Here is a 15,476-nt window from a genome sequence, read left to right on the forward strand (position 1 = left end):
AGGTACGCTTTCTTTATTTTTAAAATAAGTAAATTAAATAGTAAAATTTAACTATGAAATATTTCATTAAAAAGAAATTTCGTTATTGAACTGGTATTTTGTTAATCTCTAGTTCTCCTTTAGTTTTAATTAGTTGTAATACTCATTACAATACTTTTCGAAATAATTTAAAGGCATTTGAAGAATTTACTAATCAAACAAAAACAGAGAATAATCCGAGGTATGAATATTTGGCTTCTTTATTAGAATACACTAATCAAACAATGCAAAAATCTTTTAATCAAACTAATGAAGAGTTTATAGATATTTCAGAACGTAGTTGATTAAAATTTGCTGCTAATATAGAAGTTAGATTAAACTTATATAAAGAATTAAAAAAGCAATTATCTGAATTAAAAGAAGAGGAAATCAACAATCCAAATTTAGGTATCAAATCAAATAAGTTTTTATCATTATATAAATATGTTTTTGGATTCAGTGAATTCAAATTCCTTAATTATGTTGAAAGTGATACTGAATTAACTTATTTATCAGATAGAGTTTTAATGCTTAAAGGTTTATTACTTAACAAATTTTTAGAAAAAAATGGTTTTAGTAAAACTACATATCATCAATTATGGGAAAAATATGAAAAGTTCATAGAAATTAATCAAAACAATAAAATATTTGAGGAATTTCAAAGAAATAATATAACTAATCTTTATAATTCATTTGAAAATCAAATCAAACAAGCAATAAATGAAACAATAAATATAGATTTAAAAAACAAATATCAAAAAGAATTTGAAGAGTTATTGTCATTTATAGATCGAGTATTTGATTTTTATGAATTGTTTTTTGAAAAAAGTAAAAACATATATATTGCAATAGAACAAAGTTTCTTTAAAACACATATTTTTGATCCTATTTTAAATGATAAAGAACATCAAGACTTTTTAAGATTATTTTCTTATATTCATTATAATTTACAATCACTATTATTTAATTTATATAGTTTTACTTCTACTTCTAAAATTATTTATTTGTCTAATGCATTAAGTAATTTAAAAAATAAAAATTTCTTTAATTTAAATAAAATAAAAGAACTAGAAAATCAAATAAACACTTCAGAAAATTTAACTAAAACAGAACAAGAAGATATTTATAATCAAATAATAGAAATACTTCATCAACCATTTAAGGAAGAAGAACTTTTTAAAGGTAAAATCAATAAAATAAACAACTTTGTAAAAGAAAAGGAGAAATAATGCTTATAGGAAATTCACAAGTAGCAATACAAGCAATTGAAAAATATGATAATATAGTTATTTTTCACCATATCCGCCCTGATGGAGATTGTTTAGGATCTCAACATGGTTTAGTGGAATTAATTAAAACTAATTATCCAAATAAAAAAGTATATGCAGTAGGTGATGCATCAGGTAGTTTTCCATTTATGAATTATGAATTTACCGATATTTCACAAATAGATTTTAATAATTCACTTGCTATTGTAGTTGATGCTTCAAGCGGGAACAGAATTGAGTGTGCATCATTATTATATGAAAAGAAAACAACTGCAAGATTAAGAATAGATCATCATCCAAATGATGCTGATATAGATTATGAATACAATTGAATAGATGAACATTATGTAGCAGCAGCAGAAATGATAGCTCAACTGGCTTTTGATGCCAAATGAAAAGTAACTCAAAAAGCATCAAGTCACATTTATTTAGGAATTAATACAGATTCAGCTAGATTTCTATTCCCTGATACTTCTGCTAGAACATATAAATTAGTTGCTTTCTTAATGGAAAATGGCTTCCATCCACAAAACATCTTAAGAAATTTAAGTGCTAGAAGTTTGCAAGATATTAAAATTTCTGGAAAAATATTATCTGAATTCAAGCAAGATAGAAGAGTTTTATATTATGAAATTAAAGATGAATTCTTAAAAGAATTTAACCTAAATTCATTCCAGGCAGCTCAATACGTTAATGAACTAGCAAATATAGATAATAATTCTTGTTGAGCTTTATTTATTCAACTAGAAGACGGGAACATTAGAGGAAGATTAAGATCAAACGGACCATTAGTTAATAAACTAGCTAAAAAATATAACGGTGGTGGACACGATAATGCAGCAGGAATTACACTAACAAATTGAGACCAAGTTAAAACTGTTGTATCAGAATTAAATGATTTAATTGCTGAATGAGAAGGACAATAATGAAAACAGGAAATTTACAAATAATCACTGAACAATTGCTAAAATATGACAGTATAGTTATTTTTCATCATATTCGCCCAGATGGAGATTGTTTAGGTTCACAATTCGGTTTAAAAGAATTAATTAAAACTAATTTTCCAAACAAGAAAGTATATGCTATCGGTGATGCTAAAAACTCATTTGATTTCTTAGATTTTACAATGGATAAAATTCCTAATGATGAAATTTTAAAAAAATCACTTGGAGTTGTAGTAGATGCAAATCATAAAGAAAGAATTGAATGTAGAGAAGTATTAGATAAAAATCTTTTTGCACAAGTCATTCGTATCGATCATCATCCAAATGATGATGATTTAGGAGAAAACACAATTAGGTGAGTTGATAGTTCATATTCAGCTGCAGATGAAATGATAACTGAAATAGCTGTAACTAACAATTGAAAAATCACACCAACTGCAGCAAATTACTTATATTTAGGTATTAACACTGATTCAGGAAGATTTTTATTTAGTAATGTAAGAAGTAGAACATTATATCTAGCATCTAAATTATATGAAGCAGGTTTACAAGCAGATTATATTCACACTAATTTATCAATGAGTACACTTGAAGATTTAAAATTCAATTCTTGATTATTATCAACATTAAAAACACGTGATGGTGTTGCTTACATTCAAAATAGTTTAAAAGACACACAAAGATTTGGAAAAAATTCTAATTCATCAATGAGAGTAAATGCAATAAGTAATATCGAAGGATTTCCAATATGAGTGCAATTTTTAGAAGAAGAATCAGGTAAAATAAGAGTAGAATTTAGATCTAATGGTCCTATTGTTCGAAATGTGGCAGTTAAATGAAATGGTGGAGGACATGAAAGAGCTTCTGGTGCTATAATCGATAGTTTTGACTTAGTTGAAAAAGTTATTGACGATTGTGTTTTAGAAGTTCAAAGATATTGAATGGAATTATTAAAAAAATAGAGCAATTTATAATAGTTGTTCTATTTTTTTAATTTCTTAATTAGAAACTAATAAATAATTTATGTAAATACTTAAATACCTTATAAAAAATAAAAGAGTATAATTTAATTAATTATGAGTTTATTCAAGTTGAAAGCAGATTATAGTCCAAGTGGTGACCAACCACAAGCAATTGAGTATTTAGTTAATGGTATAAAAAACGGAATAACAAATCAAACACTAGTTGGAGTAACGGGTTCTGGTAAAACTTTTGCAATGGCAAATGTTATTAAGGAATTTGATAAACCTGCAATAATTTTATCTCACAATAAAACTCTTGCTGCACAACTCTATAATGAACTAAAATCATTTTTCCCTGACAATGCTGTAGAATATTATGTTTCTTATTTTGATTATTTTAGACCAGAAGCATATAAAGTTTCAGAAGATTTATATATAGAAAAAGATTCAAAAGTTAATCAACAAATAGAAATTCAAAGATTAAGCACCATCAATTCATTATTAACCAGAAAAGATGTTATTGTTGTAGCTAGTGTATCTGCTATATATGGTGCTTTAAATCCAATGTTATATAAAGAATCATTTTTTAGATTTTATAAAAGTCAAGTAATAACTAAAAAAGATTTTATTTATGAATTAATTAAAATTCATTACCAAAGAAACGATGTATCTCCTGAACCAGGTCAATTTTTAGTTAAAGGTGATTTAATCTTTATTAGACCAGCAGATGATCAAGATAAAACAATCCGAATAAGTTTTTATGATAATGAAATAGAAGAGATAGCAGTAGTTGATTCATTGACTAAAAAAGTAATAACAAAAGAAACAAACTATATTTTAGTACCAGGACAAGCATATACAACAGATATTAATTTATATGATGAAGTCGTTCAAAAAATAGAAAAAGAATTAGCAGAAAGATTACAATATTTTAATTCTAATAATAAATTATTAGAAGCACAAAAATTAGAACCTCGTATTAAACAAGATATCTATGAATTAAAAGAATTTAAAATGTGCAAGGGTATTGAAAATTATTCAATGTATTTAGATCAAAGAGATTTTGGACAAAGACCATATACCTTATTAGACTATTTTCCTGAAAATTCTTTAATGATTATAGATGAATCGCACCAAACCTTACCACAAATTAAAGGTATGCCAGAAACTGATAAAACTCGTAAAATTAATTTAATAGATAATGGTTATAGATTACCATCAGCTGCAGAAAACAGACCATTAAATTATGACGAATTTAATAATTCATTTAATTTTCAAAAAATTTATGTTTCTGCTACTCCTTCATCAGAGGAATTAGAAAAATCAAATGGGAACATTGCTCATATGTATTTAAGACCAACTGGACTAGTAGACCCTGAAATCATAATCAAACCTACATATGGACAAATAGATGATATATATGATACCATTATAAGTCTAAGGGAAACGAATGAAAAAAGTATTATAATTACTCTTACTAAAGAATCTTCAGAGAAATTAAGTGAATATTTAATTACAAAAGGAATAAAAGCAATTTACTTACACTCAGACTTTAAAACTCTAGAAAGAAATGAAATAATTAGAAAATTAAGAACAAATCAAGCAGAAGTCTTAATCGGTATTAATTTATTAAGAGAAGGAATTGATATTCCAGAAGTATCCCGGATAATGATTTTAGATGCAGATGTTACTGGTTTTTTAAGAAGTTCAACAGCTTTAATTCAAATTGTAGGAAGGTGTGCTAGAAACGCAAATGGTAAAGCAATTTTATATGCAGATAAAATTACACCAGCAATTCAAGAATGTTTAGATGACAATAAAAAGAAACGAGAATTACAATTAGCTTACAATAAGAAAAACAATATTATTCCTAAAACAATTATCAAAGAGATTCCGGAATCTAGTTATGATGAAAAAATTCAAAATGCCATTGATGCATTAATTAAAAAGAAAACTATTAATAATTCAGTTTTAAAAGAAAAAGAAAAATTAATTGAAGAACTAACTAAACAAATGAATGAAGCAGCCAAAATGCGTGATTATGAATTGGCAATATCATTTAGAGATAAAATATTAGAATTAGAAAAGGTCAATAAAAATGTATAAATATATAGATATTATAAATGATGTGGATGTCATTCAAATCCGTTCAGTAGATGTAGTTTCTATTTATCAAAATTTCTTGAAAATTTTAATTATAGAATTACAAGAAATAAAAGATTCAGAATTATTTAATGAACTAACTTGAAATAATTTTAAACGTAATTCTGGTTTTTCACTTGTTTTAAATAGATTTATTTTTTATCTTTTTTATTATTTAAAAGATAAAAAATACACAGGAAAAGACAATAAAAAAGAACAAGCATTTTTAGAAATTATTGATTTATTTAAAAAAGATAATAACTTTGATTATATAAAGAATCAAAACAAAGAATTAATTATAAATAATGCAAAAGATATCTTTAAACTAGCAAATATTGATGGTTCAACTAAAGATATAATCACACTAGTTTCGGAATTTGATATTTTAAATAATGAATCTAAACAAAAACAATTAAATAGTTTATACTTTATATTTGAAGCATTTAATGGTTGTGATATACCAGATTAATATAAGGAGTTTTTATGAAAAAAATCAAAAATATTAAAAAAATATTTCTTTTAAAATCAGCAGTCATAGGTACATTACCATTAATACCAGTTATTGCAATATCGTGTGGAGATCCAAGTAATAATAACCTTTCATTAAAAGAAATTAAAATAAGTAATGTAAATACAAATTCAGTTGTTATTAATATAGAAATTAATAATTCACAAAATCTAAAGACACTATTTTTAGAATATTCAGATAGTTCAAACAATAAAAGAATTGCTCAAACAAGTCAATCAAATAATAAATTTAACTTTAATTTAACTAATTTATTAGCCAATACTAATTATAAAATAACCAAAATTTATTTTAATTTTGATAATAAAACTCAAGAACTTAATCTTGATGATTTTGCTAATAAATTAATGTTTAAAACATTAAATAATAAAGAAGATAAACCAGAAAATCCTACCCCACCAATTAATCCTATAGAACCTATTCAGCCTAAACCTTCGCCAAATCCTATTGAACCAAAAAATCAAGAATATAAATTAACTAATATAACTAATTCAAACCCAAGTTTTAATAATTTAAATTTATTATTTGAATTTGATCATTCAAATAATACTGATAATGTTTTAGAAATCACATATAATGGAACTACAAGAACATTTAATAATTTAGTATTTAATGGTAATAATTTAAATATAGTTTTAGATAACTTAACAGCTAATACTTCATACAACATTACATCAGTTAAGTTAAATGAACAATCACTTGATTTATCAAAAATAGTAAATAAAACATTTACTACCACATCTGAACCAACAACTGCTGCAGAAGATGATTTTGCTATATCAAATGTATCTATAACTAACATAACATCAAATTCTGCTGTTTTAAATGTTAATTTTTCTAAGAACCAATTAAAAAATAATAATCAAAAAACCTTTGAATTTAGTTTTTCAAATAATAAAATATTCACAACAAGCAATTACAATCCTGGAAGCAGTTCATTAAGTATTAATTTAACAAATTTAAATTCTAATACTTTATATACATTAAATTCAATTAAATTAAATAATAATGCATTAACAAACATCCCTTCATCTTCATTTACAACTAAAGAAATAATTAATAATCTTAATGCTACAAGTGTTAATATAAATGACATTACAACCAACTCTGCAACTGCAGTTATTTCATTAAACCAAAATATATCAAATAAAACTGTTAGATTAAATTATCGTAATAATTCACTAAGTTCATCACATTTTATTAATAAAACATTTAATAATACAAATAATTTAGATTTTAATTTAAATAGTTTACAATCAAGCAATAATTATGAACTTTTAAACTTAGATATTGATGGACAAATAATTTCTTTATCAAATTATTCTAATAGAAATTTTAGAACTAATCAAAATAATGATGCTAGACCTATAACTAATTCAACTATTAATTACTCATTAATGGGAGATTTTGCAACATATGATGCTCAAGTAAGTCAATTATATACAAATAATAATTTAGCAATATCAAGCATTTCTAAAGTTAGAAACAACAATAAGAGTTATTTAGTGTTCACAGCTTCACAAATACCTCAAGAAAAATATAAGGATATAACATTTACTTATAATAATAAAAATTATAGTTTTAAATATGATGGAAATTCAAAAGATTTTTACTTTTTAGTAGATGATTCAGAAAGTTCAAACATTTCTAATATTAAATATAACAATCAAAATGTTCAATTTAACGGAACTATAAGTAATATTACATTTAGAAGTATTACTACAACAAATGCTAATGTGAATAGTGCTAGAATTAATGATAATAATTTATCAGTTTCTACAGATAGTAATGTATTTAATAATACAGACAAAGTCTTAATAACAATTAAACCTGATATTAATACATATACATCAGATCTTACTATATCAGCAGATTCTATATCAGGTAATTCTTTAACAATTAATGATATTAAATCAAAATTAAATCACAGTTTTACTAAGTATTGAGTTACTTCAATATTTAATGTAAATACCGGACAAGAATATTATGCAAGTGAAAATTTAACCTCATTTGATTTAACTGTACCTACCTTAAGCGCATCAATTTCAAATATTCAATTTGTAGCAAAAGATATTAACACAAACACATTTGAAGGTTCAATTAATTTAAAAATACAAAATGACCAAATAGGACAATTGAAAGATAAATATATTAAATTAAGTTTTCTAGATAAATCACAAAGAGATATTGCTGTACCTGATAGTGAATATGAAAAGCAAACTTACGGAACTAGAGGTAATGCTTTTGATTATATGGAAAGAAATTTAAGACCAGAAAACAATAGATATTTATATTTAACTTTTAATGAACTAAAATCATTTGAATTTAAACATTTAACAGAGGGGATGAATTGAGTTTTACATAAAGTAGAAATAGTTAATAAGCATAATTTACAAACAGTTCTAGACATACCTCTTAATAATGTTTCTAAACATGGTTTAGAGACCTTAACAACTAAGTTGGAAGTTAATAATTTAACTTTAAATTCTGGATTCCCAAATAATTTCACAAACACTAATAATCAATCTAATACTTCTAATAATAATATTACTAAACAAGAATTAGATAATAGAATAGAAAATGATGATACTAATTTAACAATTGATTGAAATTATCATAACTATAAAGAGTTAAACAAACATTATTTAAGTTCAACTCAAAAATTATTTGATTTATATAATGATTATTCAACAATGGCCTTAAAAGAAGAAGTTAAAAAATTTACTTTTAATAATAAAAGTTATAACTGAGGTGTTGTTATAGAAAACTTTGATCAGAAATTTTATGAACATAATGACAAAAACACATATAAAATCAAAAAAAGTTTAGCAAACTTTAATAATTTAACTCCTGAAAAAGATGCCATTATTAATTTTAACTTTTTTGCCAATCCACAAAATACTAATATGGATTATTGATATTTAAATCAAAACGCATATGCAGTTAGTTTTTCATTAGATTATCTTAAAAGTCAACCTAATCAAACAATCGATAATTTAGAAATTAATTTTGTTAAATTATGAGATGAAATCTATAAAGGACATAATAGCAAAATAGAAAAAAATGATTTATCAATAAATGAATTAGATATTCAAGAATTAGAAAAATTGATGAACCAAAGAATTAAAGTAAAAGTTTCTATAGAAAATAATGAACTTGTATTTGAATTAAAAGCAAGAAACGGTGTAATCAATGATCAAATTTACTTACATAATCTTTCTCAAGAAATATCAACATATATTGAAAGAGCATATAATTATTTATCAATAATGTATGTAGAAAATCAAAATGAATCAAATAAATTAACATATGAAAATAAAAATATTGATACTAATAAACTAAAAATAGATGGTTTTTTATTTGATGCTAATTCAAATTTTGTTCCTAAAAATAAATATCCATTGCTTCAAAATGAAAAATTTAATATAGAAGTATCAACTTGAAGAACAAAAAGTAATCCATTATTTAACAATGAAATTTTTAAAAAAGTAATTGACAGGTCTATAGGTATTAACTATGGAACAGGCTGAATGATTTCGAAAGTAAAACCAAACGACCCAAATGATTATAAATATTACTTTGGAACAAATCGTCATGTTCCAACTTATGGACCTATGTCTTTATCAGCACCTAAAGATCATGATTCTCCAACTGATACTTCATTGTATTTTAGTTCTTTTGGTCAATGAAATGTTCATACAAGATTTAAATGAGAAGCTTCTCAAGGTAATAAAAGAATAGATGGAACTGAAGTTTTAGCTAACCCACTTCCAAGACATGGTTCAAATGCAAAATTAAGAAGCAGTGCAGATTTACAAATAGTAGAAATAGATATTAAAGAAGTGGTTGATTATTATAATACACATAAAAATGGAAACCCAACTGATGCAAAATTTAAATCTGCTGAGCATATAGCTAATTGATTGAATTTAAAAGATATTAAAGTATCTAATAAAGGAAAGTATATTAAAAAAGATCAATTCTTTACTGCTTATACTTCTAGCTTCCCAGGCTCAACAACAGGTACTTCTAAACGTAATATTCAAATGAGACATAATTATCTTTCTTCATTTGCTTGAGATGATTTTGGTCAATATGGTTATGGTAGATCAGATCAAATTTATTTTAGAGGATCATTTTTAGATACAGATATTGAAGCATATCATCAATTCCAAGGTGGTTCATCTGGAACAGGTTTATATGATGATGAAGGTAATTTCTTATCAATTCATGCAGGAAAAGTAGGTGATGGAGGAAACGGTTCATATTTATTAAACTCACAAAGAATGAATTTTATGGGTGATTTAAATGATTATAATGATAAATCATTTGCATATATGATACAAAGAAGACATCGTCTATGACCAAAACAATATGATATGTTAAATATTTTCAATGAATTTATTAAACCTTTTGAAAAATAAGAAAAGCTAGCAAACGCTAGCTATTTTGATTTAAGGAGCATTATGTCAAAATTTTCCAAAAAGAATAAATTATTATTCCTACTAGGGATATCACCTATATCAACTGTATCCTTGATATCTTGTGTTAATTCTATTAAAGAATTTTCATACGATAATATTGAAATGGTTTTTGAAAGTGAATACAAGTTGTCTTTTTTACTAAAAAATTTCCCAAATTTTCCAGATGATAAACTAAATGTTAATCAATTTGTATTAAATGAAAATAAAACCCCTGTTAGAATAAGAAAAAATGAATTAGGAATTATTTTAGAATATGAAAATTTATTTCCAGCAACAGAATATAAATTTACTAAATTTATTTTATCTAATTTTAGATTAAACTTAAATTCAGCAAAAAATAGTTTTCTTACAAAAGGCATTAGATTTTTAAATTTCAAAATTAATGAAGTTAATTCAGATAATGCTAAATTAACATTTAATTTTGCTGTAAATTCAGAGTTTACTAACAATACTTTCTCAGTTGACTTTGGTCGAGTAAGTTATCATAGATATGGAAATGGATCAGAGGATTTAGAAATAGATGAAACTACAAGAGAATATTTTGTAAGAACCTTTGATTTTAATAAAGAGAGCAATGAAGTTATTTTAAGTAATTTATTACCTGATACTTTATATACAATACATAATATAAGATATTCAAACATAGTTGAAGGAATTAATCAAAACGAAAATTCACGTTTTTTAACACCAAAAGCACAAGAAATCAAAAAAATTGATTTTTTAAACATAACACCAAATAATGCTACAGTAGTTTTAGAAGTAGACAAAATTAATGAAAATGAATCTTATACATTAGAAATTTCAAAAAATCAAGAAGCACCTTTTAAACAAAATTATTTTAGAATACAGAATAATAAGATATATTTTGACATTAGTAATTTAACCCCAGATACTATATATTACTTAAAAAATATTTATTATAATCATATACCTTTTAACTTAAATAAAATTAGTAAAACCATTAATTTTAGAACACTGAAACAACCTAACAATCAAATAGAAGAACCAAAAAACCCACCTATAAAGAATCCCGATTCTAATATTTCATCAAATGAAACCCCAGTTCAACCGGCAGAAATAAGAATTTTAAATCAAGATATTTTTTCAAACATTTCAAGTAATTCTGTTAATTTAAATTTAGAGTTTAATCAAAATGTAAGTAATAAGATAATTATAAATTATTCAGAATCTAATAATTTACATCAAATTAATTCAGGATATACAATTTCAAACAATAGATTATTTTATAGTTTAAATAATTTAAAACCAAATACAAACTATACAATAAATTCAATATCTATAAATAACCAAAATATAGATATTAATCATTTAAATAAATCTTTTACTACTTTAAATCAAATAACTAATAATGAAACAATTAATTATGATTTAATGGATAGTTTTAGTGATTATGAAAGTTTGGTCGCTAAATTTAAACCTCAAACACAATTAAATATTAGAAATATTAAAAAAATGGATATTGGAATAAAGAAGGGTTTATTATTTGAATTCAATAATTTATCTAATGATAAATATAAAGATTTTTCATTTAATTACAATAATAAAATATATAAAACTAAATATGACGGAAATTCCCAATATTTAATAGTACAAGTTGATGATAATGAAAGTAATGACATTAGTAACATTAATTACAATAATCAAATAGTAAATTTCAATTCCTCAATTGAATCATTAGCAAAAACTAGCTCTAATAATTCAGTTATAGTTAATTCTATTTTTTCAGTAGGTAATGATCTTTTAATAAGTGTATCTGGTAATTTAAATAATAATGATAAATATCTAATTACTTTTAAACCTGATATAAATGCATATCGTAGCGATATTACATTACAAGGTATAGTTCAAAACAATCAAATCAAAATCACTAATGGTTTAGAAAAGTTTGACTATAGTTTTAATAAATATTATCTAACTGATACATTTGATTTACAGGGACATAAATATTTACAAGTAAGTCAAAATATTTCATTGGATTTAAATATTAACAATTTAAATCCAACAATTACAAAAGTACAATTTGCAAAAAAACAAGGTGTATATAATACTTTTTTAGGTTCAATTAATGTCAATTTAAATGATAATGATTTAAAACAATTAAAAGAAAAATATTTTAAATTAACCTTTGTAGACACTTTTCAAGAAAGCATTCCAAAAGATACACCTGAACAACAAAGAGTATACAACAGGTCGACAGGCTATGATTGAGAACCAAGAAGCCAAAGAGTTGAAAATAATAAATATGTTTATCTAAATTTTGATGAATTAAAGATGTTTGAATTTAAAAATTTAACTCCTGGCATTCAATGGAAATTAAGAACAATAGAAATAGTGCATAAACATAATTTAAGACCAGTTACAACTTTTGATATTAACAATATTAATTTATTAGGAAATAAAATTTTATTTGAAGATATTAATATATCAAATATAGTCTTTCAAGATGCAATAGGATCTAGTTTTACTAACCATACAAACACAGGAAGTTCAATAACTACTGTTAGTGAAATGTTTAACAAACAAAAAGATGGAAATGACTATAAATTAATAAATAAAACAGGAAATTTAGATTTTAACTACACTAATTATGTAAATTTAAATAAATTTTATTTAAAAGAATTACAGAAAAAATATCACCTTTTCCAAGAAGGTGACTATGGTTATCCTAAAACAGCAAAAGAAGATACTATAAATTATAGTTTAGGTAATGTTAATTATAATTATGGAACTATAATAGAAAATTATGCACAGAAAGAATTTCAAGAATCACTTGATAAAACTACATATATTATTAAAAAGAAATTAAATAATTTTAAAAATTTAAATGCTGATAAAGAAGCTATTATAAACTTTAATTTCTTTGCTTCTTCTAATAATATTAATTTAAGTTATTGAACGAATAACCAAAATGCATATGGAATATCATTTTCATATAACAAATTAAACAATTCTCCTAATAAAACTATTGATAATATAAAAATTGATTTTATTCAAAATTGAGAAGAATTATATAAAGCATTGTTTTTAGGTTTTGAAAACAATAAACAAGCAAGACCTACACTAACAGATCAACAATTAGAAGATTTAATAAATCAAAGAATTAAAGCAAAAGTATCTATTATAAATGATGAGCTAGTAATTGAATTAAAAGCAAGAACAGGTGTAATTAACAAAGATATTTATATACATAATTTATCTCAAACTCCTTCAACATTTATAGAAAAAGCACAAAATTACACATCAATAATGTATATTGATGACAATGAAACAGATAAGTTTTTATATGTTAATGAAGTTCAACACAAAAATAATTATTTAAGATTAGATGGTTTTTTATTTGATCGCAAAAATGAATTCAAATCTATTAATCACGAAGAACAAATCAAATTTGATGCTATGGAATGAAGAACTACAACTCATTTAAATGATGATCAAATCTTAAATGAGGTAGTAAAAAAATCATTTGGAAGCAACTATGGTACAGTTTGATTAATAGGGAAAGTTAAACCTAGTGATCCAAATGATTATGAATTTTATGTAGGAACAAATCGTCATGTTCCTTTGGGTTACAGTGAAACTACTATCTCACCTAAGGATCATCTAGATAAAAATGATGTAAGCACATATTGATTACCAAGAAATTCAATTAATTTAAAAACACAATTTGAATGAGAAGCAACAAAATCTTTTAAACTAGATGGTACACCTGTTTATGGAACTAATTCAACTAAAAGAAGTGAAGCAGATTTACAAATATTTAAGATTAACATCAAAGAATTAGTTGATTATTATAATGCTAATATAAACAGTAATAATAAAAACGATAAGTTTTATATGGCTAAACATCTTAATGAGTGAATGACTTTAAAACCAAATAAAATTTCTAAAAAAGGTAGATACATAAAAGGACAAAGTTTTGTAACCTTATATGCATCATCTTTCCCAGGACCAAGAGTATCAGGAGCTAGAAATATACAAGCTAGATTTAATTACTTTGCAGGAATTATAAATGAAGGTTCTGACGTAGATAAAGGTGTAACTGATATTTATACAGTTATGAGAACTTTTAAAGATACCCGAAGTGGAGATGCTAATCAACTTGGATCTGGGTCATCAGGAACAGGTTTTTATGATGATGAAGGAAATATATATGGTATTCATATAGGTTTAGGTGGTTTGTTTTCTGGTGGATTTATTTTAAATTCTCAACGGATGAATTTTATGGGTGAACTTAATGATTATAACGAAAATTCCTTTGCATATAAATTGCAAAGAAATAACAGATTGTGACCAAGCAAATATGAATTACCTGATATTTTTACAGAATTTGAAAAACCCTTTGAAAAAGAATAATATAAAAAGTTAATTTTAAAGTTATTTTAAATAAAAAAATTCACTTTTTATATTTTATTATTTGAATTATTAAAAAAATGTGTAACATATACATGTTAATTATAAAAAAGGATTATATATAATATGATATTAAAAAAATATTTAAAAAACATCGGGATTATAACTAGTTTAGGAATAGGTATTTCTACAATTTCTGCTTCTTGTTCAGATTATGAAACTAAACAAACAAAAGAAAGACATGACAAAGAAAAACCTAAGAAATCTGAAGACAGAAAAGAAATTCAAAATAGAATTGGAGATATAGATTTCACTGAATATGGTGTTGCTAAATTTAGTGGTAATGTAAAAACAAGAACATTATTATTTCCAGCTCAAACAGGTTCAAATAACTTAGATCACGATGGTGTTTTCCATATTAGTTTACATTTATCTCCTGTAAAAGATGCAACTGGTGATTGATATGCTTTTGCAGCTGAAGTTATTTCTTCTAATAATAACACACTGGTGAAACCAGTAGTTATTAAAAAAAGTTTGACAACAGCAAAAGAAGGTGCAGAATTTCCGTTGAGATGAGAATTTACAGACGAAAACAAGTTAGAAGACGGTAAATCATATACATTTATTTTCTGAAAAACCGATGGAAGTGAAGTTATTGTTTTTTCAAAGAGTAATATAGAAAACAACAAAGATATCTTCCCTGCTAGATTACCTCGTTAAAAAATATAAAAATACACAAGTTCAAGAACTTGTGTATTTTT

At 24.1% G+C, this 15,476-nt stretch carries 8 protein-coding genes; all 8 read left to right on the forward strand.

The features are described 5' to 3' along the window. Positions 1-53 precede the first annotated feature (53 nt). The 8 genes from T405_RS00530 to T405_RS00565 all read left to right on the forward strand — a co-directional run bounded on the left by T405_RS00530 (position 54) and on the right by T405_RS00565 (position 15,435). The gene (locus tag T405_RS00530; protein WP_036430028.1) at positions 54-1,247 is read left to right on the forward strand and encodes a hypothetical protein; all 1,194 of its coding nucleotides are present in this window, start codon (positions 54-56) and stop codon (positions 1,245-1,247) included. Next, positions 1,247-2,212 (forward strand): bifunctional oligoribonuclease/PAP phosphatase NrnA, encoded by a 966-nt coding sequence (locus T405_RS00535; protein WP_036430030.1) that lies wholly within the window; start codon positions 1,247-1,249, stop codon positions 2,210-2,212. The genes T405_RS00530 and T405_RS00535 overlap by 1 nt, the downstream gene beginning before the upstream one ends. Further along, positions 2,212-3,192, forward strand: a complete 981-nt coding sequence (locus tag T405_RS00540; RefSeq protein ID WP_036430032.1) for a bifunctional oligoribonuclease/PAP phosphatase NrnA — start codon at positions 2,212-2,214, stop codon at positions 3,190-3,192. The genes T405_RS00535 and T405_RS00540 overlap by 1 nt, the downstream gene beginning before the upstream one ends. 114 nt (positions 3,193-3,306) lie before the next feature. Beyond that, positions 3,307-5,298: an excinuclease ABC subunit UvrB gene (uvrB, locus tag T405_RS00545; RefSeq protein ID WP_036430034.1), complete on the forward strand. Its 1,992-nt coding sequence runs from the start codon at positions 3,307-3,309 to the stop codon at positions 5,296-5,298. After that, a complete protein-coding gene (locus tag T405_RS00550) occupies positions 5,291-5,803 on the forward strand; it encodes a hypothetical protein (protein WP_036430036.1) in 513 nt (170 codons plus the stop codon). Before uvrB ends, T405_RS00550 begins: the two co-directional genes overlap by 8 nt. A 14-nt stretch (positions 5,804-5,817) precedes the next feature. Further along, positions 5,818-10,284, forward strand: a complete 4,467-nt coding sequence (locus T405_RS00555; protein WP_036430038.1) for an autotransporter outer membrane beta-barrel domain-containing protein — start codon at positions 5,818-5,820, stop codon at positions 10,282-10,284. 42 nt (positions 10,285-10,326) lie between these two features. Next, positions 10,327-14,718, forward strand: a complete 4,392-nt coding sequence (locus T405_RS00560) for a fibronectin type III domain-containing protein (RefSeq protein ID WP_036430040.1) — start codon at positions 10,327-10,329, stop codon at positions 14,716-14,718. 123 nt (positions 14,719-14,841) lie between these two features. Beyond that, positions 14,842-15,435, forward strand: coding sequence for a hypothetical protein (locus T405_RS00565; RefSeq protein ID WP_156951215.1), 594 nt, complete (start codon positions 14,842-14,844; stop codon positions 15,433-15,435). Positions 15,436-15,476 lie beyond the last annotated feature (41 nt).

The organism is Mycoplasmopsis felis ATCC 23391, from assembly GCF_000701865.1.
In the GTDB taxonomy this organism is placed as follows: Bacteria; Bacillota_I; Bacilli_A; order Mycoplasmatales; family Metamycoplasmataceae; genus Mycoplasmopsis; species Mycoplasmopsis felis.